Here is a 21,387-nt window from a genome sequence, read left to right as displayed (position 1 = left end):
GAAACATACTTACCTTATGGGTTATTCAACCTACCAAAAAGGGACAGGTTCACAGGCACCTTCGTGGTGGTTTTGACCGATGCAACGGCATGCCTTACTGTTTTGTCTCAATCTGTAACATCTGCAGCCATTTTTGCCGAGTAACTGTTACAGATTGAGATTTTCTCTTCAGGGGGATTCGAATGTCTCAATCTGTAACAGTTAGACGGCCAAAAGGTCTCTATCTGTTACAGATTGAGACAAAGGTCAGGGACTAAGACGGTTTGTCTAGATCTGTAACAGGTAGACGGGAATTCGGGCCCTAGATGTTACAGATCGAGATAATCGCGCCGCGAAAATAAAAACCTCCGCAGGGGTGCTTTCCTTGCGGAGGTTTTCTTACTCGTTGAGTAGCCTTACGGCTTCGGCGGCCATGTTCTCGACCGTCATGCCGTTCTGAGCGAGCAACTCTTTGGGGTCGTAGCGGTCGGGGAAGCCCTTGGCGATGCCGAAGGTGCGCGTGCGCACGGGCGTGCAGGCCAAGTAGCACGCGACACGCTCGCCCCAGCCACCGTCCAAGATGCCGTCCTCGAGAGTGACGACAACGCGATGCTCGGCGGCAAGGCTGTCGAGGAACTCACGGTCGAGCTCAGTTGCATAGCGCGGGTTGACGAGCGTGGCCTCGATGCCGTACTCGGCAGCCAAGCGGTTTGCCACGCGCTCGCCCAACTCAAAGAAATCGCCAAGCGCGAGCACGGCCACGTCGCGACCCTGGCGCACCACGTTGTAATGAACGGCGCCGTAATCGGCGTCCTCGGCAGGCGCCAAGTCGGGGCGGCTTACCAAGCCAATGCCCGGCACGCGAATCGCCACGGGATGCTCGCGGTGATCGAGCGACCAGCTCAGCATGGACAGATATTCCTCCATACAGGCCGGCGCCAAGTAGTGCATGTTGGGAAGACCGCTCAGCATGGAAATATCAAAGAACGAGAGGTGCGTCTCGGATGTGGTGCCAAAGATCGACGCGCCAAATACCAGGATGGTTGCGGGGGCGTCGTTGAGGCACAGGTCGTGCCACAGTTCGTCGTAGGCGCGCTGCAAAAACGTGCCGTACACACCAAAGACTGGCTTGGCACCCGAGCGGGCGAGCGCGGTGGCAAAGGTCACGGCGTGTTCCTCGGCAATGCCCACGTCGACAAACTGCTTGCCTGCCGCGGCGCGAAGCTCGGGTGTAAAGCCCATGATGTAGGGCGTGGCAGCCGTGATGCCCACAACCTGCGGATCGCGCTCGATGGCAGCGCTCAGGGCCTCGCCCGTAATATCGGCATAGGTGCGCGGCGCAGGCTCGCTCGGATGGCCCGGGCAGAGCTTGCGCCCAGTCGCCATGTCAAACGGACCCACATGATGCCAGCGCTCGGGGTCGCTCTGGGCTGGCTCAAAGCCCTTGCCCTTTGCGGTGGAGACGTGCAGCACGATGGGATGATTGATATCGCGCAGCTCCTGCAACGCGTCGACCAGGGCCAACACATCGTTGCCGGCGTCCAGATAGCGGTAGTCGAGTCCCATGGCGCGGAAAACGTTGCGCTCGCAGGTGCCGTTGCTGGCGCGCAGCTCGGCCAGATTGCGATACAGGCCACCGTGGTTTTCGGCGATGGACTGGTCGTTGTCATTGACGACGATGATCAAGTTGCTGTCGAGCTCGGCGGCATTGTTAAAGCCTTCAAACGCCAGACCGCCCGAAAGCGAACCGTCGCCAATGATGGTAATGACGTTGTAGCTGTCGCCCGCCAAATCGCGGGCGTGTGCCAAGCCGCAGCCCAGGCTCACCGATGTGGAGGTATGACCCATGGCGAACAGGTCGTGCTCGGACTCGTCGGGATTGGCAAAGCCAGAAGCCTCGCCATAACGCTCCGGATCGATATAGGTGTACGCGCGCCCAGTCAGCGCCTTGTGGGCGTAGGTCTGGTGCGAAACGTCAAAGACAATCTTGTCGATGGGGGAGTTAAACACGCGATGAAGCGCAACCGTAAGCTCAACGACGCCCAAGTTGGGGGCAACGTGTCCGCCGACGGCGGCGGAGCTTTCGAGGATGGCGTGGCGGATCTCGCCGCAGAGCAGCGGAAGCTCGGCGCGGTCGAGAGCCTTGACGTCCTCGGGCGTTGTCGTTTGCGTAAGCAGCATCGTTGTGGGTTACTCCATGCGAATCGAGCGCCGGCGCTCCCTCGGCCGGCACAATTGCACAAAACAGTCTCGCACATTTTGGCGTTTGATATGTGACGGCGGCGCGGTAATTCGCCAACTGGCGGGGCAAAACGTTTTGTCCGATGCCATACTGGTAGATTCGATGATGTTTTTATTCAATGCGTGCAGGCCGTGGCTTGCCGCCGTGAGCCGCTGGAAGGAGGCAGCATGTCTGATGCCGTTCGTGCCGAGAAAATCGCGCACGAGGTCGACGATGCCGCCCGTCAGCTGGCCCAGGCGGGCCGCTTGGACCTGACGCACGAGTTTATCCAGCATGGCGACGTGACGGTCTATGCACACGTGACTTCGGTAGCGCGGGCGAGCCTGTCCTTTGCCGAGTGCTTGGGCCGTGCTGGCATTTCGGTCGACCGCGCCTCGCTGCTGCGCGGGGCCCTGCTGCACGATTACTTTCTCTATGACTGGCACGATCCCGACCCAAGCCATCGACTGCATGGCTTTCGTCACCCGTTTTTTGCCCTGGCGCGTGCGGAAGAAGATTTTGAGCTGACGTCGCGCGAGCGGAATATCATCGCGCGCCATATGTTTCCGCTGGTACCGGTGCCGCCGACATGTCGTGAGGCATGGATTGTGTGCCTGGCCGATAAATGGTGCGCGCTGCGTGAGACGGTCGCCGGCCGTCTGCGGCGCAAGGACGAGGCTGACGATGGCGTGAACAGCGAATCGAACGAAAAGAGGAGTGGGTAGACGGTGGGAACCGCGATCGACATGGCATTTGACGGCGCGACGCTTGCCGCCTGTCCGCTCTCGGCGCTGGTACTCTCGTTTGCCTTCTACGGTTTTTGCGGCTGGGTATGGGAGTCGACAGTCTGCGCCATGCTCAACCACGGACGCTTTGCCAACAGCGGCTTTTTGCTAGGGCCGTGTTGTCCCATCTACGGTGCGGGCGGCATCGCGTGCTGGCTTTTGCTGCGCGGGATTCCGGATGCCTCGAGCCAGTTTGTCGCCGCGGCGCTTGTATGCAGCGTGATCGAATACAGTGTTGGTGTGCTGTTGGAAAAAACAACAGGCGCGCGCTTTTGGGATTACTCGCATCTGCCGTTTAACCTGCACGGACGCATCTGTTTGTACTGGGCCTGCGCGTTTGGCTTGGGTGCGCTGTGCATTTGCCGTTTAGTGGAGCCGGCATTGCTGGGGCTGCTTGCCCATCTGCCGGTGCTGATTGTGCGGCTGTCCGCCTTTATCGTCGCTGTCGCGATGATGGGCGACGCAGTGTGTTCTTTGGCCAGCTGGCGTCGCCTGTCCGACCAGCTGGAGTGCGTCCGGGCCGACCTTGCCGACCGCATCAACGAGTCGCTTGCCGATGCCTCGGACTCAATGCTCGAGCGCATTCCTGAATCGACGATTGACTCGGTGACACAGACGCACATCCGTAGCCGTGCCGTTAACGCGTGGCTGGCCGAGCTGGGTGACGCCGCGCTCGATGCCCTGCGCGAGAAGGCTTCGATGCCGACGTTTATCTCGGATGGTGCTCGCGGCCTGGCGCTCGCTGCCCGCCGCGTGGCCGATGCCGCGCCGAGCATGCCGCGTCCGTCGCTCAGTCGTCGCCTTGCCGGCAAGCGCATGAGCCGTCCGGTGCCGAGCGTGTCGCTCAGCCGCCGCGACCTACGCTTCTTCAACGCCTTCCCGCGCCTGCGCATCAATCGCTACGAGGGCGTCATCCGAGCTACCGACCTCCGCGACCGAGCCCGCGAGCTGTTCCGGCGCTAGCCGGGACGGACGCGCTCACGGCTTCCTTGCTCGCGTATTTCCCGTTGGTTTCGCGTCCGTTGCCGCGCCGTTTCCAAGATTACGGCACCGTTTCCATTCGACAGCGCAGCGTTTAACAACGCCGTATCTGGTCTACACCAGTTGCCCCTCGGCCGCATCATGAGCGCCGACAACGTTCATGCGACCAAGGGGGAGAGAATGTACGATACGGGATCGACAACGTTTATGCTCATCTGCACCATGCTCGTGTTTTTAATGACACCGGGTCTGGCGTTTTTCTATGGCGGCCTGTCCAGGCGCAAAAATGTTATCAACACCATGCTTATGTGCTTTGGCGCCATTGGCCTGGTTGGTGTGCTGTGGATTGTCGTCGGCTGGTCGCTGGCCTACGGCGGCGACGGCTCGAGCCCGTTTATTGGAGGCCTTGACCAGCTGCTGTGCCTGCCGGTGCTCAACCAAGTGCTGCAGGCGGCCGAGGGCAATGCCGCGGACGGTGCCGTCTACCCTCAGATCATCAACATCGCCTTCCAGATGGCATTTGCCATGATCACGGCCGCTATCGTCACAGGCAGCTTGGCCGGCCGCGTTAAGTTTGGTGCCATGACGGCCTTCCTGGGCATATGGCTGCTCGGGGTCTATGCGCCGCTCGCCCACATGGTCTGGGGCGGCGAGGGCTCCTTTATCGGTGACATCATCGGTGCGCTCGACTTTGCCGGCGGCGATGTGGTGCACATTTCGTCCGGTCTTACCGGCCTGGTCCTCTGCTTAATGCTCGGCCGTCGTCGCGGTTTTGGCATGGTGAGCTATCGTCCGCATAACGTACCGCTTGTGGCGCTGGGCGCCGGCCTGCTTTGGTTTGGCTGGTTTGGCTTTAACGGCGGCAGCGAGTTTAAGGCCGACGCCGTGGCGGCACTCGCCATCCTTAACACCGTGACGGCCAGCGCGGCGGGCATGGTTTCGTGGCTTGTCGTTGAGCGCGTGCACACCGGTCGCCCCACGCTGGTGGGTGCCAGCACCGGTCTGGTTGCAGGCCTTGTGGTGGTCACGCCGGGCGCGGGCTTTGTCGAGCCGTGGGCGGCGCTGGTCATGGGCCTGATCGTCTCGCCCGTCTGCTACTTGGCTATCAGTCATCTCAAGACCAAGTTTGGCTACGACGATGCGCTCGACGCGTTCGGTTGCCACGGTATCGGCGGTATCTTGGGCGGCGTGCTCACGGGCCTGTTCTGCGTGCCGGAGCTCTCGTGGACCGGCAAGGGCGGCCTGTTCTACACGGGCGACGTGTCGCTGCTCATCTCGCAAATTTTGGGCATTGTGGTGACGGTCGCTATTGTACTGGTGCTCGACTTGGTGATCGCCGCGGTGGTCAAGGCGCTGTTCCACGGCAGCCTGCGCGTGGACGAGGCAGACGAGGCGCTGGGCCTGGATGCGAGTCAGCACGGCGAGAGCGCATACCCTTCCTTCTCGGGACTCGATTAGCGGCACGGGTTTCCCAGGCACCCGACCTTGCCCCTCAAACCGTCGCTTGCGTACCGAAGTACGCGGCGCTCCTCTTTCGGGGCAATCTCGGGCACCTGGAAAACCCGTGCCATGTGAAGGTAAATCAATTTCTTTTATTGAAGAGAGGAATTCACTATGAAGAAAATTACGGCTATCGTGCGCCAGGAGAAGCTTGAGGTTCTTAAAGATGCGCTGTTTGCTGCTGATGTTCGCGGCATGACTATCAACCAGGTGCAGGGCTGCGGCGCACAGCATGGCTGGAAGGAATACGTGCGCGGCAACGAGCTGCTCGTCAACACGATCCCCAAGGTGCAGTTCACCCTCATCTGCGCCGACGAGCATGTCGACGGTATCGTTGACATTATCTGCAACGCCGCTCGCACCGGTGCCGTCGGCGACGGCAAGATTTGGGTCGAGCCGGTCGAAGAAGTCATCCGCATTCGCACCGGCGAACACGGCCCGGCCGCGGTGTAGAATCGACCGTCTGCCATCCGCAACGTTAAAATGCTGCAATGAGGCACAAGACTTGCGTTGCGGATGGGCGGATTATGGGTCGCAATAAATATCCCGAGGAGACGGTCGCGAAGATTCTCGACGCGGCACTGGAGCTATTCTGCGCACAGGGTTATGAGGGGACGAGCATTCAAGATATCGTTGACCGTCTCGATGGCATGACCAAGGGCGCTGTCTATCATCACTTCAAGAGCAAAGAAGAGATTTTCAACGCCGCGTTTGATCGGGCGATGACTCCGATTGTTGAGCACCGCCGCTCGATGCTTGGCGTCGGTAATATGACCGGCGCCCAAAAGCTAAAAAGGCTTTACGCTCCCGAGTCCGTTGTTCCGCAAATTGAGCTATGGGCACGTATGCGTCCTGCAGCAGATCCGGTAAAAAGCTCGCGTCTTCTGGCGATGCAGTACCAGGGCTCGTTTAACGAGTCTGCCGATGGCTATCTCTTGCCGGTGATCGAGGAGGGCATCGCCGACGGATCCATTGCGTGCGAATGTCCGCGTGAAGCGGCGGAGGCCGTATCGTTGTTGGCGAATCTTTGGCTGCTGCCATTGTTCCGTCCGCTTGAGTCCAAGGATCGAATGCTCGCTCGCGCTCAATGTTTGGCGCAGATGGCTGCCGCGGTGGGACTCGATTTGGGGGAAGAAGTGCTTCAGACAACGGCGCAGATTTGGGACGTATGGGACCGCGCCGGGTGGTAATATAGATACCAACGGTATGTAATTGATTTGTGAGGGTAGCCACGGCTGCCCTTTTCAAGTCATTAAATACATACTAGTGGTATGTATAGGGGGTGGGCTTATGGCTGGGCTGAGAGACGTCGGTGTCTCGTTGAAATCAAAAACAGTGCGGTCAATCAGGCTCGCGGAACTTCTGGTTGCGCAGCTGTGCACGTATTCGATGCTGTCGGCGCTGTGCTTTGCGTATCCACTTTACTTGTTCGATTGCAGTGGATCGTCAACGTTATATGGCGCCGTCGTGGCGACGGCGTTCATACCCGGCGTACTCGCAACTCCGGCTGGTGGGATCTTAGCGGATCGGGGAAGACACCGCGAGGTCCTCGTGTCCCTCGGCATTGCTCTGATGACTGCATCACTGCTGTCTATCCCCATGAAGCGCTCGTTGCCTCTTGCGGTCGTCGTAGTAGCGATACTTTGTGTTCAATATGGTGTTCAATCGCTGCTAAAGCCAATGCTCCAAATTGAGACGGTGCGCATGGCGGGTGAAAAGAAGGTTGAGCGGGCCACTGCATTGGTTTCGCAGGTGACCATGGTGAGCAATATCTTGGGTCCTGTGGTCGGGACGGCAGTCTATGGGTGCTTTGGCATCGATGCTCTTTGCACAATCGCGTCGGTAACGTTTGCGATTTCAGCTCTGTTGTTTGGTGGCGTACTCAAGCAAAATGCCTCATCTGAAACGATGGGAGACGGCGCGACTCGTACGAGATGCCGAAACGATTTTCGGGAGTCGATTCGGTATCTGTTGCAAAATGCATCATTGGTCGCTGTGATTTTGCTTGCGGCAGTTTTGAACCTTGCGTTGGTTGGGCTAACGATTGGCGCTCCCATTATTGTTACAAAGCATCTCGGCATGCAATCGTCCTGCGTTGGGATAGTTGAGGTTGCTCTGGGCCTGGGTGGTCTTACCGGCAGTGGCTTGGTCGGCATTTGGCCGCATCGCTTTTCTTTCAATGGCATATGTCGATATGTTGCGATGATCTGTTTTGGAGTCGCGCCGATTATTGTTACGCTGCTGTTCGGCGTAGATGTATGCGTGTTCACCGTGTTTGCGGTTGGTTCGGCATGGGTCATGGTGTGGGCGAGCATTACGTCGGTTGAAATCATCGCGTTTGTTCAGCGGGTAGCGCCGACTGAGCTCTGCGGAAAAGTGCTTTCGGTCGTTTACATGGTCCTTTCCTGCGCAACACCTATCGGCCAATTGACGTACGGGGTTGCATATGATCGATGGACACCGGCGATTGTATTCGCAGCCATGTTGGCGGTGCTGACGTTGACGACGGCGCTGTTTTATCGTCTGAAAAATCGCTTGCGGCGATTGTCTTAACGCGCTGGGGCACCGTTGCTTTGCGGAAGCGAATGTCCTGGCGCGTTGGAACACCCTTGCATGGGCATGCCTCTCTTTCGTCTAAAATAACGTGCAGACGAAGGAGAGGCACGCCCATGATCAAGATGTTTGCGAGTGACTTAGACGGTACGCTGCTTAACGCCCTGCACGAGGCAGATGGGACCATCCGCCGTGCCATTCGCGAGCTGACCGAGGCCGGACTCCACGTGGTTCCCGCGACTGGACGCTCGACGTTGCCGATCGGCGAGCATGGCTTTACGGGCCTGACGCTTGACGCCTGCTGCTCCAATGGATCCATCGTGCGCGACAGCCATGGCGAGGTGCTCAAGACTTGGACCATCGATCCGCAGGTCACTGAGGAACTGCTCAAGGCGTTCCCGGACATTTGCTTTGATTGTTCCACGCCCGATGGCATGTACTCGAGCGGTTCGTTCGAGATGCATCAGGCGGGCTTTAAAAAGGACAGCCCCATCAAGCGTATTGTGATGCGCGGCATGCGTGCGCGCGGCGGGTATCACGAGGAGCAGTACTTCGACCAGTCGATCGGTGACATCCTGCGCCACGATGTATGCAAGATCAATTGTCGCGTGACCTCGTCCGAGCTGGAGCGCGACCTTAAGGCGTATCTTGCCGAGCGTTCGGACCGCGTGGTCAACGCGCCGTTCGATCCGGTGATGTTCGAGATCACGGACGTGGCATGCAACAAGGGCGAGAGTGTGGCCTGGCTGGCGGGCTACTACGGCATTGCCGAGGACGAGGTTGCGGTTTATGGCGACGGTGGCAACGACATCGCCATGCTCAAACGCTTCCGCCACAGCTACGCGACCAAAAACGCAAGCGATGCAGCTAAGGCCGCCGCGAGCGCGACCATCGGCAGCTGCATGGCCCACGCCGTCCCCAAACACATGCTCGCCACCATGCGCAAGCAAAACTCCCGCACCGTCATCGAATAATGTGACAAAGGGACTGTTCCTTTGTCACATGGGAGATACCGGCTTTTGGCGTATAGGACTGTTACGCTTTCGCCACCAACAAATTTCGAGTTATTCGGCCTGTCGGAGGTCGTTAAATGGCTAAAGATGCCCTCTCGGGAACATTCATGCCTCTAATGGTGTTTGATTCGGTGACGTAAGTGCGCAAATGGGCATGTATACGCTCAAGTAAGGACATAAACTCTCAGATAATCCCGGCGGTGCATTTATACAAAACCAGTAGCGTGGCCGAATAACTCGAAAAATGTAGCTGGCAGTTCGGCGACAAGCTCGGGTATGGCAAAGGAACTGCTCCTTCGCCATACCCGAGCTCCGATCTTCTGATATGCGAACAAACATTCGCATATCTAACTGTGCTTTGATAGAATCGGTATCGTTGACGGTAGTTCCATGTGCCGGGCAGCGCCCTCCATTTGATGGGAGGCGATGCCCATGACCGATTTGATTGATTTCGTGAGGCTCCTGACCGCATTGGTCTCGCTTCTTACGACGCTTATCGGACTTTCCGAGGCACTCAAGCAACGCTCGAAGCGTAACAGAGGGGGTCGCCGCCGCTAAGGCGTTGACCCCCTAAAACAAGCAACGGCGCTGCCCAGCCAGCTACAACTTGGGCTGCCGTCGACACTATTCTACCCATGAATGACATTTTGGACAATCGGTAATGCCGCTCCAAAAGCCAGGCGGGTTGTGACAAAGGGACTGCCCTCTCGTCACATCCAAAATATTGCCTTTACGTGTTGATACACACGGTGTGCAATAATACTCGCACTGTGCAATAGCGCACAGGCTGAGTAACAAGGAGGACGCTTGTCCCAGCTCGAGAAATGCGATCGCCGGTCCCTTCGCTCGCAGCGTGCCCTTCGCCAGGCACTTGCCAGCGAGCTTGCCGAAAGCGGCGACCTTTCGCGCATTAATGTCGCGTCGCTCACCGAGCGCGCCGGCCTTACGCGCCGCACGTTCTATTCGCACTACCGCGATATCCCCGACTTTATCAATCAAATCGAGGACGGCTTGCTGGCCGAGATCCGTGAGCGCATTGAGCTCATCACCGCAGCTCAGCTGCCTGATCTCTATCACAATATCGATGAGCTCGAGCCGGCGCCCGGTTCGGTTGAGCTGCTGCGTTATCTTGCGGCCAACCGCGACTTAATCGGTGCGCTGCTGGGTCCGGGCGGCGACCAGGCCTTCATTAAAAGGATCATCGACACCGCGCGTGAGGCTGTGGTGCCGCGTGCGCAGACGGGCATTTTGGGCCTGGCGCTGGGCACGTTCTTTGACTACTACGTCACCTACGTTGTGAGTGCCGAGGTCGGCCTGATTCAGCGCTGGTTTGAGCGTGGGCTCACCGAATCGCCCGAGGCCATGGCGCGCATTATGACGGTGCTCGCTTTTGTGCGCCCCGGCGACCTGTATGGCCAACCCATCGATATCAACGTGCCGGAATACGGCATGAAGCTATTGAACTTGCAGCTCGAGGACGCGGCCGACACCGCCGCAACCGTCGAGTCCAACAACTAAGAGGAGAGACAATGAGCAAACTCGTCGAGGGCATTAAGGACCGTATAGTTGCTGCCGCGCGCGAGGCCGCGCCCGCCGTGGCGGACGCCGCGCAGAAGGCCGCGACCGCTGCTGCCGAGAAAGTTGTCGAGGCTGTTGCCGAGGCCAAGAACGCGGCAGGGGAGACGTCCGTCGCTAGCGAGCCCGTAGCCGCCGCTGAGCCCGTAGCCGCCGCCCAGGCCCCCGAAGGCGCGATCTTCAACCCCGAGGCCGCCCGTGGCAACCTGCACCTGGGCATCGACGTAGGCTCCACCACCGTCAAGCTTGCCGTGCTCAACGACGACAACCAGATCGTCTACGCCAAGTACCAGCGCCACCACACCGACGTCCGTGCCTGCGCCCGCGATCTGTTCGAGGGCGCCGCGACTGTGCTGCCGACGGCCCAGATGACCTGCGCCATCACCGGCTCGGGCGGTCTGCTGCTGTCCCAGTGGCTCGACTTGGAGTTTGTCCAGGAGGTCATCGCCAGCAAACGCGCCGTCGAGACCCTTATCCCGGCCACCGATGTCGCCATCGAGCTGGGCGGTGAGGACGCCAAGATCATCTACTTTGACAACGGCATCGAGCAGCGCATGAACGGCACCTGCGCCGGCGGCACGGGCGCGTTCATCGATCAGATGGCCACTCTGCTGCACACCGACGCGAGCGGCCTCAACGAGCTCGCGGCCAACGCCACCACCATCTATCCCATCGCCAGCCGTTGCGGCGTCTTTGCCAAGACCGATGTGCAGCCGCTCCTCAACGAGGGCGCCCGCCCCGAAGACGTGGCCGCCTCCATCTTCCAGGCCGTTGTGACCCAGACCATCTCGGGCCTGGCGTGCGGCCGTCCCATTCGCGGCAACGTCGCCTTCCTGGGCGGCCCGCTGCAGTATCTCTCCGAGCTGCGCCACCGCTTCTACCTCACGCTCAACCTGGACGAGGAGCACCGTATCGTGCCCCAAAACGCTCACCTGTTTGTGGCGAGCGGCGCCGCCATGGCGCACGAGTCCAACAAGCTCAGCACGTTCCCGCAGCTCATCGATGCCATCGATAGTCTAGGTGACACACAGGGTGCCGAGGTCGAGCGCCTGGATCCGCTCTTTGCCACCGACGAGGACTTTGCTGAGTTCAAGAACCGCCACGACAAGGAAGTCGTCCCCAAGGGCAAGCTCGACGGCTACACCGGCCGCGTGTTCATCGGCATCGACGCCGGCTCCACCACCATGAAGGCCGCGCTCGTGGGCGAGGACGGTCAGTTGCTGCACACCTGGTACGGCAACAACAACGGCGACATCCTGGGCACGGCCAAGGTCATCATGGCCGATTTCTACAACCACATTCCCGCGGGCTGCACCATCGGCCACGTGACCACCACGGGCTACGGCGAGGCACTGCTCATCGAGGCCCTCAAGGCCGACTCCGGCGAGATCGAAACCGTCGCGCACCTGCGCGGCGCCAAGGCATTCCTGCCCGGTGTCGAGTTTATCCTGGACATCGGCGGCCAGGACATGAAGTGCCTGCGCGTCAAGGACGGCGTGATCGAGCACATCATGCTCAACGAGGCCTGTTCGTCGGGTTGCGGTAGCTTTATCGAGAGCTTCGCCGTCTCTATGAACATGGACGTGCGCGCGTTCGCCAACGCCGCCATCCATGCCAAGGCCCCGGTCGACCTGGGCAGCCGCTGTACGGTCTTTATGAACTCGCGCGTCAAGCAGGCGCAAAAGGAAGGCGCCACGGTGGGCGACATTGCGGCCGGCCTGTCCTATTCCGTCATCAAGAACGCCCTGTTCAAGGTCATTAAGCTGCGCGACCCCAAGGAGATTGGCAGCCAAGTGATCGTCCAGGGCGGCACCTTTATGTCCGACGCCACGCTGCGCGCGTTTGAGCAGCTCACCGGCGTTCATGCCGTGCGTCCCGACATCGCCGGCTGCATGGGCGCCTACGGTGCGGCCTTGCTCGCCCGCGATCGCGCCGACGCCGACGGCACCTCGACCATTCTTTCTGCCGAGGACATCGCGCACCTCACCGTGACGCAAAAGCATGTCCGCTGCGGTCGCTGCTCCAACAACTGCCAGCTTACCGTCAACGACTTTGGCGGCGGTAGGCGCTTCATTACCGGCAACCGCTGCGAGAAGGGCGCCGGCCACAAAAAGCAAAAGACCGAGGCCCCCAACCTCTTCAAAAAGAAAAACGAGCTGCTCTTTGACCGCGAGGTACTGAGCCCCGACGAGGCCCCGCGTGGTACCGTCGGCATCCCGCGCGCGCTCAACATGTACGAGAACTACCCCTTCTGGCATGCGTTCTTTACGCGCCTGGGCTTTAGCGTACAGCTGTCCGACCAGTCGAGCAAAAAGACCTACCAGGCGGGCATCGAGTCCATGCCGTCCGAGAGCGTGTGCTATCCGGCCAAGATGAGCCACGGCCACGTGATGAACCTTATCGACCGCGATGTCGACTTCATCTGGATGCCGTGCGTGCGTTGGGAGCGCAAGGAGGACCCGACCGCCGGCAACTGTTACAACTGCCCCATCGTCATGAGCTACCCCACGGCGTTGGCACTCAACATCGACGAGATCCGCGAGCAGAACATCGAGTTCCTGTACCCGTTTGTGCCCTATCACGACAAGACCGAGCTCAAGCGCCGTCTGTACCAGGTGCTCGCCGTCGACCGTGTGGCCGATGCGCAAGCCGGTCGCGGTCGCGTGCGTGGACCCAAGATCACGCGCTCCGAGGTCGATGCCGCCGTCAACGCTGCCTTTGAGGCCGATGCACGTTTCCACGAGGACATCCAGACCATGGGCGAGGAGGCCCTTAAGTGGGTCGAGGACCACGGCGGTCACGGCATCGTGCTCGCCGGCCGTCCCTACCATAACGACCCCGAGATCAACCATGCCCTGCCCGAGCTTATCTCGAGCTTTGGCTTTGCGGTCTTTACCGAGGATTCGCTCGCGCATCTGGTAAAGCCCGAGCGTCCGATTCGCGTTGTCGACCAGTGGATGTACCACAGCCGCCTGTACGCCGTCGCCCGTTTTGTGACCATGCGCAACGATTTGGACCTGATTCAGCTCAACTCCTTCGGCTGCGGCTTGGACGCCCTGACCACCGACCAGGTGCAGGAAATCCTTGAGGCCAGCGGCAAGATCTACACCGTGCTCAAGATCGATGAGGTGTCCAACCTGGGCGCCGCGCGCATCCGCATCCGCTCGCTCATGGCGGCGCTCAAGGACCAGGAGGCCGAGCGCTTGGCCGAGGCCACGGCCGCGGGCGAGGCCTACGAGCAGGGCGATGCCGCGCCGGTGACGCCCTCCACGGATGCCCCCGCGTTCGCGAGTCGCAAATACACGTTTGAGGCTCAGCGCGAGAGTGCTTCGACCGCGTGGCCCAAGGTGCCCTTTACCGAGCAGATGCGCGAGGAGGGCTACACCATTCTGTGCCCGCAGATGGCGCCGATTCACTTTGACCTGGTCAAAGAGGTGTTCCGCGGTGCCGGCTACAACTTGGAGCTGCTGCCCTCGACCGATCACGATGCCGTCGAGGCCGGCCTGCGCTACGTGAATAACGACATCTGCTATCCGTCGATTCTGGTGACGGGCCAGATTATGGAGGCCATCGAGAGCGGTCGGTACGACCTGTCCAAGACGGCCGTGGTCATCAGCCAGACCGGCGGCGGCTGCCGTGCCACCAACTACATCGCGCTCATCCGTAAGGCCCTGCGCGAGAGCGGCCACCCCGAGATCCCAGTAATCTCGCTTTCGGCCGTGGCGCTCGGCGAGGACAACCCCGGCTTTAAGATCACGCCGGCGCTGCTTAAACAGGCAGTCTACGCGGTGCTCTTTGGCGACGTGATGATGCAGATGCTCTATCGTTGCCGCCCGTACGAGGCAACGCCCGGTGCCGCCAACGCGCTCTACGAGGAGTACATGGCACGAGCCCGCAAGCTGGCGCCCAAGTTCAACCGTCACAACTACACCAAGCTGTGCCGCGAGGCCATCCGCGCGTTCGACACCATGCCGCTTGTGGGCGAGGGCACCAAGCCGCGCGTGGGCGTGGTCGGCGAGATCCTGGTCAAGTTCCACCCTACAGCCAACAACCACGTGGTCGACGTTATCGAGCGCGAGGGCTGCGAGGCTGTGGTGCCGGGCCTGCTCGACTTCTTCCTGTACTCCATGAGCAACGCCGAGCTGCAGAAGGACGAGTTGGGCAGCTCTGCCACGACGCGTGCGGGCATGCAAGCGCTTATTAAGCTCGTGGACTGGATGCGTACGCCGGTGGAAGAGCTGCTCGAGAAGTCCCGCCGCTTTGAGGCGCCCGAGCGCATCGGCACCATGGCCGACAAGGCCCGCACGGTGCTTTCGGTGTGCAACAACATGGGCGAGGGCTGGCTGCTCACGGCCGAGATGCTCGACCTGATCGATCATGGCGCACCCAATATCATCTGCACGCAGCCCTTCGCGTGCCTGCCCAATCACGTGGTGGGCAAGGCCGTGATTAAGGAGCTGCGCCGCCAGCATCCCGAGAGCAACATCGTCGCGGTGGACTACGACCCCGGCGCGTCCGAGGTCAACCAGCTCAACCGCATTAAGCTCATGATCAGCGTGGCCAAGGAGAACATGCGCGCCGGTAAGGGCTTTAAGCTCGAGAAGGTGGCGCCGCTCGCGATGGACGAGGTCACCGGCCAGATGCGCGCCCACGATGGCTGCGTGAGCTGCGGACCGGCCAGCGAGGAGGCCGTGGCATCGGTCGCTGAGCGCCTGGGACGCGGTATTAAGAAGTAACTGGCCTGCTTTGTGCTGGATATGAGACAAACGGGTGGTAGCCGTACCGGCTGCCACCCGTTTTTATTGCACATATGTTGCGTAAATAGCGTTGCAGGCGCCTTCAGCGGACTCGGATTTCGGAATTATGCGGCAAAATTTGAATAGGCCGAGCACACTGGATATGCCCAAGCTTTGTACCTGCGGTTTTATTGGTGAAAAACCGGGGTGTGCTCGAGGGCTCCGGAATTTGCCGCATACTTCCGAAAACAACGTCTCGGTGGCACCAAAAATTGCCTCCAGAACCCTGAGATAATGAACATATGTAGCCGTTCGCCGCAAATTATCGTCCGTTCATGGAACCTATCTCCAACGAGTTGTAACCATATGGTTTGATGTTGGAAACATATGATTGCCGGCAGGCCGTAGGTGACGTTTGCCCTGATATCGGAGGTACCAAGTATGTTTCGTGCTCCGTTAAACAAGTATCGGGCTGGCTAACATGAGCCGCCGTTTTGTCTCGATAACCCTTGCAGTGGTCTGCCTGGCTGTGCTCCTGGGCGCTACAGGGCTGTTTGCTATAAGCCGAGAAACGTCCTATATGCAGGAATGCGCTTCCGAAGGCTTTGCCATTGATGGTTACTATCGGGATGACAAAACGAGTCGGGTAACCCTGGCTTTTCTTGAGGAGGACAACTGTCGATGGCAGCTGGTCGACCAAGACGGAATCTGCACAGACGGGCAGTTTAAGCGTACGGATGACCCCAACATCCTGATATTAAAGAAGGAAAACGGTGAAGAATTCGGTACGGTCCACGTGGCGTACTTGTCACGCCGACGCGATCAGGGCTTGCTCTACCTATTTAGAGATACCAGGGTGACCCGTTTTTATCTGGTGAGTACCGGTCCGGCGTTTACGGTGGAGTCTGGCGATGTCGATGCGGACAGTTGATTCACGGCAATAAAACAGCGAGCGGGGCACGGACATGAATCGCGCCCCGCTTTTTTGCTCGCGGCCTGCGTCGCGTCTGCGCTTCGTTCCGACTCGCGCCTGTGCGCGCATCCATCTCACATCCCGCATCACTTCACATCGAACTCCACGCGATCGAGCTCGGGCACGTTGAGGTCGATGAGCTTGCGGGCAACGCGGCGGTCGTGTGCCCCAAGCGCCTCGCCTGTCGTCACATGGGCGACAATCTCGCGCTCGACGATGCCTTCCTCGTCCCCTTCGGTGGCCGAGGTCTCGACGGCGACGGTGTAATCCTTAAAGCCCGGCAGCACCGCGGCAAGCTCGCATGTGGTCTCGGTGACGCCGTAGCCGTCCTGCACGCCGACCTGCGCCGAGCCAATGGACCCCGCGGTCATGACGATGCAGGGGATGGCAAAGATCACCGTACCCACGATGATGCGGCGGCGCACCTTGTGTGACAGCTCATCGACCTCGGCATCTTCTTCGGCGGTCACAATGCCGTCGCCGTTGAGGTCGCGCTTGAGCGGCACGCGCAAAAGAAGTAGTACGGCTTCGGCCGCCAGCGCGATAAAGACGACGTTGATGCCAAACTCGTAAAGCGCCGAGAGAAACAGCGACCCGCTTGCGATGGCGATGCCATAGCCCGCCGCGCACAGGGGCGGCATGAGCGCGGTCGCCACGGCCACGCCGGCGATGAGCGTTGCGGGCTCCTGGTCGCGCGAGTTGCCCAGGCCACCCGCAAAGCCGCCCGCGAGCGCGACGGCAAGGTCCCACACGGTGGGCGTCGAGTTGTCGATAATGGCGGCTGTGGTGGTGCCAAGGGGCGAGAGCTTAAAGTACAACGTGGATGTGACCAGGCAAAAGACCATCTGCAGTGCGAGGCTGGCAATGGCCTCGACGGTGATCTCGCGGTCGAGCGTGGCGATGCCATATGCCATGGCAAGGACCGATCCCATAAGCGGGCAGATGAGCATGGCGCCCACGATGGCGATGTCCGAATCGATATCGAGGCCAATACTTGCGATTAACATCGCGATGATGAGGATGCACAGGTGAGTGCCAGTCAGACGCGCCCCGTTTACAAAACGCTTGCGGATCACGTGATAGGGTGCGCGTCCCTCGCGAATGTTGAACGCGCGCTTGAGGAAGCGGGTGACGTTTTCCATGGCTTCGCTATGAGCAGGGCGGATGCCGTGACGCCGATGATGACGCTCACGCAGTCGTTCGATCTGTTGCTTGTCGAGTTCCATGTTCACCTCGTTCTGGCACGGGCCGCGCAACGCGCCCGTTGTCCTAACTCTACACCGTGGCGGGCGGGGTGTCTGTTGGATGCGGAATCCGATAGGGCGGATGACGCGGGAGCAAATGCAAATCACAGGCTCAATTCGATCCCGCAAGAATATGATGCGCCAGCTCCTACATATGTGACGAAATTGTGAAGCACGAGAGCGCGAATTTCAAAAAATCCGCCGGTGACCAATGTTGCGCAACAGAATTCAAAAATCAGCTCCTACAGTTTGAAGCGTATGGATAAATCCGTGTCAAAGGGAGAAAGCCATGGCAAACTACAGTCCACAACACTTTGAGCCTCGGGCTAAGGCCGTCAACGTCAAGGGCGTTGCCAACCGCGCCGTCGCAACCGTTTTGACGGCGGGCCTCATCGCTCAGCCGCTCATGTCGCCGCTGGCGGCAATCGCCGCACCGTCAACCGGTAACGGCGATTCTGTTCAGGGGGGGGGGGTAGTTCTGTAGAGAATACCGTTGCCGCCGGTAACCAAGCGGTCGTAAAGACGGCTGCCCAGCTGGCCGAGGAGTCGGCAAAGCAGCTCAAGGACGCTCAGGCCGCCTACGATGCCGCCCAGAAGAAGGCCGACGCGGCGGGCCAGTCTCAAAAGCAGGCGCAGCAGCAAAAGAATCAGGCCTCGCAGGCCGTGACCGATAACGCCGCCGAGCAGAACGCAGCAGAAGTCGCCGCGCTCCAGGAGAAGATTGACGAGCTCAAAGCCGCCGTCGAAAAGACCGAGCAGCAGCAGAAGAAGCTGGGCGACCTGAACGATCGGCTCGAACAGGCCAACAAGAGTGTCGAGGATAAGACCCAGGCGCTCAAGGACGCCAAGGCAAAGCAGGATGAGGCCAAGAAGGCCCTCGATGATGCCCAGGCCAAGCTCGAGGCCATGGGTATGGACGAGTACGAGGCCGCCAAGAAGGCCGTCGAGGACGCGCAGGCAAAGCTCGATGACGCCAATAAGGCCGTTACTACTGCACAGGCCAATCTGGACCAGGCCAAGGCTGCCGAGGCCAGCGCCCAGCAGGAAAAGCAGAATACCGAGGCGGCTTTGACGACTGCCCAGGCCAAGAAGCAGGAGACTGCCGCTGCTCTCGCAGCCGCAACCACCGCGCGCGATAACGCCCAGCAGAAGTTCAACCAGGCGCAGGCCGCGCTCGATGCTGCCGTCTCGGGTACGGGTGTTGACCTGAGTGCGCTTGAGGCCGCCAAGAAAGCTGCTGCTGGTGAGCTCAAGACCGCGCAGGCGGAGCTCAATGCCGCGACGGATGCCGACGCCACCGCACAGACAAATCTGCAGGCCGCCCAGGCTGCCGTCGCTGCCGCGCAGGAGAAGGCCAACGCCGCCAACGCTGCTGTGGCATCTGCCCAGTCTGCATACGATGCGGCAAACAAGGAGTACAAGGACGCGGCCAGTAAGCGTGACGCCGCGAAGACGGCATACGAGCAGGCCCAGCAGACCGAGGCCGACAAGAAGGCGGAGTACGATAAGCTTGTCGAAGTTCGCAAGCAGAAGCGCAGCGAGTGGGAGGCAGCCTGCGCTGCTTCGAACGCCGCGGAAAAGGCTTATGACGCTGCTAATGTCCAGGCTGAGGCTCTTGAGCAGCAGATTGCTGAGCTCAAGTCCAACATGACCGTTGACCAGGAAGTCATCAGCCAAGGTATACTCGGCTTCATGAACTATATTAGCGACGGCAGCCAGTTCACAGCCACGCAGAAAAAGAACGCCCAGGAAGCCGTATCGATGCTGACCGGTGCCGCTGACAAGGCCGAATGGTATGACCAGTACGTCGATCAGGACATGTCTCGCGACACCAACCCGCTTTCCTTGGAGCAGATGCGCAACGCCCTGACATATCTCGACACCCAGAACAACCTCCGCAAGGCGAACGGTCAGTCGGCGCTCAGCGTCAGCCACCGCATGACTGCGGCAGCCGCTCTTAATACATCATATTCATCGAACATCTGGGGACACTCGAACTGTTACTTCGACAACGGCGAAAATCTTGCTGGCGGAGGCGGCGCATATACCGGCGGCGAGACCGAGGATACGCTTGGCTGGCCATATACCGGTCTCTACACCCAGGAGAAAAAGGCATTCGATAAGTACGTCGAACAGTATGGTGACGCACTTGGGAGCCATCGATATGATTCATGCTATATCTACCAGCACTACTACAGCATCTACAAAGAGTGCGGGCACTATCTCAACATCATCGATGCCGGCACGAAGGCTATCGGTATCGCGACCGGTAGCGGTAAGAACACCGATTCCGAGGTAACCGTATTCGATTACAGCGCTGATGATACTCAGGCTGATTTCACTGTCTCCGAGTTCAAGAAGCTCGTGAACGACTACATCGACTCTGCCTATAACGCTGGCGGCACGCAGGCGCAGAAGGCGCAGCTCAAGGAGCTTCAGGGCAAGCTCGCCGAGGCGCAGAAGAACTTTGGAACTACTAGGGAAGCTTACTTCGCAGCTGTAAACGGGCAGGATGCCGCCCAGGACGCTTTCACCGCAGCAGATGTGAACATGAACACCGCCAAGGGCGAGTACGAGAAGGCCAAGTCCGGCACCGCCGCCGCGAAGACGGCATACGACGCCGCCGAAGCCAAACTCAAGGGTATCGACGTCAAGACGCCCAAGACCAAGCTCGACGCCGCCAAGGGCGAGGCCGCTACTGCCCAGGCAGCTCTCGATAAGGCAAACGCCACGCTTGCTGACAGCAAGACGAAGGCAGCCGAGGCCGCTGCTCACAAGGCGAAGGCTCGCAGCGCCCGCGACGCCGCCAAGGTAAAGTCCGATCAGGCCAACGAGGCGTATGACAACGCTACTGCTTCGGTCAAGGACCTTGCCGCCAAGTGCGATGCCGCCAAGACGGATCTTGCGAACAAGCAGGGCACGCTTAACGATGCCAAGAAGGCCGACGACACTGCCCAGGCTGGCGTTGACAAGGCTCAGGCCGCAGATGTGCACGCCGCGACCGCTCTTTCGGGCGCCAAGCAGGCAGTTGCCGCCAAGACGCAGATCCTGTCCGACGCGCAGGCGAAGGCCAAGGCCGCCGAGGACGAGCTTGCCACCGCAAACAAGGCCTTCGAGCGCTTCGCCGGTGCCCAGAAGGCGGTCGACGACGCCAAGGCCGCCTATGACGCTGCCGTCGCCGGTGTCGCCGATGCCCAGAAGCAGCTCGAGGCCGCCAACGAAGCCGTCGTCGATGCGAACTTCGAGATCGTCGAGGCCAAGGCCGAGCTTGCCAGCGATGAGGCACTCAAGGCCGATCTTGAGGCTGTCGACCATAAGGCATCCCTTGCCGCGGGCACGACGGGCAACGAGAAGCTGGTTAAGCTGAACGCTGCCTACGCTCGCTATAAGGCTGCCGTCGATGCCGCCGCTGGTCTCAAGGCTGCTCTGAGCGATGCCGATGCCAAGCTGTCCGATGCCAACGACGCCTATGCCGCCGCGCTTGCCGAGCTTGGCGATGCCAAGGATGCCTTGGCTGCCGCTCAGGCCGAGTACGACAAGTATCATCTCAAGGCTGAGCCGCAGGCCAAGCCTCAGGTTGCGCAGGCTGCTGCAAAGGTCCCCGTTGCCAAGAAACAGGCCGCGCCTGCCGCGCTCGCCCAGACTGGTGATGACTCCGCACTTGCGGGCGAGGTGTTCGTCATCGGTGGCATTACGCTCGTTGCCGCGGGCGTGACGTTGGCTGATCGTCGTCGCAAGCAGATGTAGCGTTTCAAGCGTAGATTCTGCAACGAACTTCGGTTCATAGCAGGAACGCTTCGATAGCTAAACCAATAAGGCCGGCGCGC

The 21,387-nt window shown here is 60.1% G+C and carries 14 protein-coding genes; 12 read left to right on the top strand and 2 right to left on the bottom strand.

Translation table 11 applies throughout. The features are described from left to right. Window positions 1–378 precede the first annotated feature (378 nt). Entirely contained in the window at window positions 379–2,160 is a 1,782-nt protein-coding gene (locus DW850_RS00150) for a 1-deoxy-D-xylulose-5-phosphate synthase (RefSeq protein ID WP_117785901.1), read from the bottom strand. Window positions 2,161–2,388: 228 nt separating this feature from the next. Here DW850_RS00150 and DW850_RS00145 point away from each other — a divergent pair, with 228 nt between their 5' ends. From DW850_RS00145 to DW850_RS00100, 10 genes are all read left to right on the top strand, one after another. Further along, the gene (locus DW850_RS00145; protein WP_117785900.1) at window positions 2,389–2,925 is read left to right on the top strand and encodes an HD domain-containing protein; all 537 of its coding nucleotides are present in this window, start codon (window positions 2,389–2,391) and stop codon (window positions 2,923–2,925) included. A 3-nt stretch (window positions 2,926–2,928) separates the two neighbouring features. Next, complete coding sequence (locus DW850_RS00140) at window positions 2,929–3,948, top strand: putative ABC transporter permease (protein ID WP_233540572.1); 1,020 nt, start codon at window positions 2,929–2,931, stop codon at window positions 3,946–3,948. A 198-nt stretch (window positions 3,949–4,146) separates the two neighbouring features. Next, window positions 4,147–5,424 carry an ammonium transporter gene (locus DW850_RS00135; RefSeq protein ID WP_117785899.1) on the top strand — a complete coding sequence of 426 codons (1,278 nt, stop codon included), beginning with the start codon at window positions 4,147–4,149 and terminating at the stop codon, window positions 5,422–5,424. A gap of 156 nt (window positions 5,425–5,580) precedes the next feature. Further along, entirely contained in the window at window positions 5,581–5,919 is a 339-nt protein-coding gene (locus DW850_RS00130) for a P-II family nitrogen regulator (protein WP_099432138.1), read from the top strand. 74 nt (window positions 5,920–5,993) lie between these two features. Further along, the gene (locus DW850_RS00125; RefSeq protein ID WP_158565196.1) at window positions 5,994–6,656 is read left to right on the top strand and encodes a TetR/AcrR family transcriptional regulator; all 663 of its coding nucleotides are present in this window, start codon (window positions 5,994–5,996) and stop codon (window positions 6,654–6,656) included. A gap of 100 nt (window positions 6,657–6,756) precedes the next feature. After that, window positions 6,757–8,019: an MFS transporter gene (locus DW850_RS00120; protein ID WP_117785897.1), complete on the top strand. Its 1,263-nt coding sequence runs from the start codon at window positions 6,757–6,759 to the stop codon at window positions 8,017–8,019. A 116-nt stretch (window positions 8,020–8,135) separates the two neighbouring features. Further along, the gene (locus DW850_RS00115; RefSeq protein WP_117785896.1) at window positions 8,136–8,993 is read left to right on the top strand and encodes an HAD-IIB family hydrolase; all 858 of its coding nucleotides are present in this window, start codon (window positions 8,136–8,138) and stop codon (window positions 8,991–8,993) included. Between the two features lie 846 nt (window positions 8,994–9,839). Further along, window positions 9,840–10,550 carry a TetR/AcrR family transcriptional regulator gene (locus tag DW850_RS00110; RefSeq protein ID WP_117785895.1) on the top strand — a complete coding sequence of 237 codons (711 nt, stop codon included), beginning with the start codon at window positions 9,840–9,842 and terminating at the stop codon, window positions 10,548–10,550. An 11-nt stretch (window positions 10,551–10,561) separates the two neighbouring features. Beyond that, window positions 10,562–15,343 (top strand): 2-hydroxyacyl-CoA dehydratase, encoded by a 4,782-nt coding sequence (locus DW850_RS00105; protein ID WP_117785894.1) that lies wholly within the window; start codon window positions 10,562–10,564, stop codon window positions 15,341–15,343. A 481-nt stretch (window positions 15,344–15,824) separates the two neighbouring features. Beyond that, on the top strand, window positions 15,825–16,274 hold the full coding sequence (locus DW850_RS00100; protein WP_117785893.1) for a hypothetical protein: 450 nt from the start codon (window positions 15,825–15,827) through the stop codon (window positions 16,272–16,274). 128 nt (window positions 16,275–16,402) lie between these two features. On the opposite strand, the gene DW850_RS00095 is transcribed toward DW850_RS00100, so the two are convergent. Further along, window positions 16,403–17,542 (bottom strand): DUF389 domain-containing protein, encoded by a 1,140-nt coding sequence (locus DW850_RS00095; protein WP_117785892.1) that lies wholly within the window; start codon window positions 17,540–17,542, stop codon window positions 16,403–16,405. A 307-nt stretch (window positions 17,543–17,849) separates the two neighbouring features. Between DW850_RS00095 and DW850_RS00090 the strand changes: the two genes are divergently transcribed. Next, window positions 17,850–18,044 (top strand): hypothetical protein, encoded by a 195-nt coding sequence (locus DW850_RS00090; protein ID WP_117785891.1) that lies wholly within the window; start codon window positions 17,850–17,852, stop codon window positions 18,042–18,044. Window positions 18,045–18,223: 179 nt separating this feature from the next. Continuing rightward, window positions 18,224–21,307, top strand: a complete 3,084-nt coding sequence (locus DW850_RS00085; protein ID WP_117785890.1) for a CAP domain-containing protein — start codon at window positions 18,224–18,226, stop codon at window positions 21,305–21,307. Window positions 21,308–21,387 lie beyond the last annotated feature (80 nt).

Origin of the sequence: Collinsella sp. AM36-4AA, assembly GCF_003467795.1 — a bacterium.
Classification (GTDB): Bacteria; Actinomycetota; Coriobacteriia; order Coriobacteriales; family Coriobacteriaceae; genus Collinsella.
This window is presented reverse-complemented; position numbering and strand designations above follow the sequence as displayed.

Bases quoted from the DNA above. Each gene is read 5' to 3' on its own strand.
- DW850_RS00145 (WP_117785900.1), top strand. From the start codon at position 2,389: ATGTCTGATGCCGTTCGTGCCGAGAAAATCGCGCACGAGGTCGACGAT.
- DW850_RS00095 (WP_117785892.1), bottom strand. From the start codon at position 17,542: ATGGAACTCGACAAGCAACAGATCGAACGACTGCGTGAGCGTCATCAT.
- DW850_RS00150 (WP_117785901.1), bottom strand. From the start codon at position 2,160: ATGCTGCTTACGCAAACGACAACGCCCGAGGACGTCAAGGCTCTCGAC.
- DW850_RS00090 (WP_117785891.1), top strand. From the start codon at position 17,850: ATGGCAAACTACAGTCCACAACACTTTGAGCCTCGGGCTAAGGCCGTC.
- DW850_RS00125 (WP_158565196.1), top strand. From the start codon at position 5,994: ATGGGTCGCAATAAATATCCCGAGGAGACGGTCGCGAAGATTCTCGAC.
- DW850_RS00130 (WP_099432138.1), top strand. From the start codon at position 5,581: ATGAAGAAAATTACGGCTATCGTGCGCCAGGAGAAGCTTGAGGTTCTT.
- DW850_RS00105 (WP_117785894.1), top strand. From the start codon at position 10,562: ATGAGCAAACTCGTCGAGGGCATTAAGGACCGTATAGTTGCTGCCGCG.
- DW850_RS00115 (WP_117785896.1), top strand. From the start codon at position 8,136: ATGATCAAGATGTTTGCGAGTGACTTAGACGGTACGCTGCTTAACGCC.
- DW850_RS00135 (WP_117785899.1), top strand. From the start codon at position 4,147: ATGTACGATACGGGATCGACAACGTTTATGCTCATCTGCACCATGCTC.
- DW850_RS00100 (WP_117785893.1), top strand. From the start codon at position 15,825: ATGAGCCGCCGTTTTGTCTCGATAACCCTTGCAGTGGTCTGCCTGGCT.
- DW850_RS00120 (WP_117785897.1), top strand. From the start codon at position 6,757: ATGGCTGGGCTGAGAGACGTCGGTGTCTCGTTGAAATCAAAAACAGTG.